Source organism: Infirmifilum sp. (assembly GCF_049970975.1).
In the GTDB taxonomy this organism is placed as follows: Archaea; Thermoproteota; Thermoprotei; order Thermofilales; family Thermofilaceae; genus Thermofilum; species Thermofilum uzonense.
The window spans coordinates 1-1983 of the sequence record NZ_JBMFLX010000185.1 but is presented as its reverse complement, the minus strand read 5'-3'; the positions used below and the strand labels follow the sequence as shown (position 1 = coordinate 1983).

2 protein-coding genes are annotated in these 1983 nt (G+C 41.5%); both read right to left on the bottom strand.

Annotated elements, in window-relative coordinates; genetic code table 11:
• A partial coding sequence (locus ACP5KC_RS10365; RefSeq protein WP_428287535.1) for a hypothetical protein occupies positions 1-828 on the bottom strand: 828 nt, incomplete at its 3' end.
• A 64-nt stretch (positions 829-892) separates the two neighbouring features.
• A partial coding sequence (locus ACP5KC_RS10360) for an AAA family ATPase (RefSeq protein ID WP_428287534.1) occupies positions 893-1983 on the bottom strand: 1091 nt, incomplete at its 5' end.

Here is a 1983-nt window from a genome sequence, read left to right as displayed (position 1 = left end):
AGATTCCACGTCCTCGGGCAATGTATTATATGATATTATCATTTTGGAATCAACAATGCTCATTTGTAGCTCTCTCTCATCTTCTAAGACTTTAATTTCTGTCGGTGAAAACTCTTCGATAAGCGCCTGTAAAATAAGCGTAAATCCGAACAATTCATATAACTTTTCTGTGGAGATCTCCAATGTGAGTGTTTTGTTTAATTCGGTTATACTGTTTTCGAGTAAACTAAGGTTCTCGCGTAGCAAACGCCGAAGTTCCAATAGGCGTGAATAACTTTTTAGATCGCGATACTTTCTTAGTACTTCGTATTTAACGGTTTCTTCTAGAGTTTTAAGCTTAGAGGGTTGTCCAGCCAGGAGCTGGGCCTTTGAAAGAATAGGTCTTAAGACCGGTTCGTACATCAAATACTCGCATTTCAGTAAGACGTCAATCAATCTCTTTTTAGCGTATTCTCTCAAAGGCTTAAGTTCGGGTTTTGTCTCTTTGAGAGATGCAATTAAATTAAGGATCTCAAATCGAACTTCTACGAGAGTGGCTGCTAAAAGTAGGTTTGCGGGAGTCTCTAAGAGGAGTCTGGTCTTGCTGACCGGTATAGCGCTAGGAGCGTATTTACCGGCAAGCCCGGTCAAGACTCTACCATCAAGTGAACCCGATGTAATAATTTCTTTTTCCTCGATAATCTCTGCTTGCACTTTTCTTAATATCTCTTTGATAACAATAGATAGCTCAGATATAACGTATAGTAATTTCATCACGTTTGCTATCTCGCCGCCTACTATTAGATCGCCTTTGGGAGTCTTGAGCACAAGTTTTTTCCTCAGCGACAATTCGTCAAATAGTGATAAGAGTGTAGTCCACGTGTATTCAGCCATGAATTTTATCTCGTTTTGTTCAGGCACTGCCCGAGTCTCCTGTAGTTTCTGGGTATAACTGTTCAAGAGCCTCCACCGAGGCGAGAAATCCCTTCTGCTTAAGTAGTTCTCGTACATTCTCAAGTTGACTAGGGAGTAAACCTTCTAACTGGGGGACGATTATCATCTGCATGGCCTTATCAACTGCCTTCGTAACATCACTCATATCCTTTTTTAGTTCGCATGCAGTTTTAGCTACATCTAGCAATAGAGCAATTCCTAAGGTTATCTTCCTTTGTCTCAAACCCTGATAGATATCAAATATTTTACCTATCACTTCGGGGGCATCGCAGTGTTTTTCTAACACCTGCTCTACGTTTTCAGGATTTTCTAGGGGGACTACTGCAAATCTTCTTAAGAGTGCATAGCCTAGTGAGAATAAGTAGCGGCGGTCGTATACGTTCATCGTAGCGATTATGCGGAAGCTCTCGGGAATTCTAAGCCTTTCTCCTCTTTGATTTTTCCACTCTTCGAGCAATATTTTTGCTGTTTCGTCAATTTTGTCATTAAAGGTTTTGATCTCATTTAATAGTGAATTTGGAAGATACCATTCTGCAGGATTTCCTCCAAAAATTGTAAAAAATTCGCCGAAGGCTCTGTCCATGTTCGCGCGATTAATCTCGTCTATTATGAGAACTGCTTTACCCTTGTTTTTAAAGCTTTCTGCAATTGCTCTAAGCAACACACCAGACTTCCATTGAACTTCACCGCCAACGAAAGTAGGCCCGCCTATAACATCAATCCTGCTCCACTCACCCGATGCTGTCGCCTCCACAAAAGCCCCCCCTAATACTTTAGCGATAATTCTTGCTAGAGTCGTTTTTCCGGTTCCCGGTGGTCCGATAAGTAAAATGTGCTTACCGCTGTTGAATGCGGCCGTTATTTGACCGAGAACATCCCTTTCAATGTGGAGATCCGACTTTCTTATTTCCCCCTCTAATTCCTCGCGACTTAGGGTACTTTGGCTGGTGATAGCGGTTAATTTTTCTTCGTACTCTTTGATCCTCTTTTTAAGAAATTCCTTCAGCTCTTTAACAACATTTTCATCCTTCACGTGCTGTAAACTGCTCC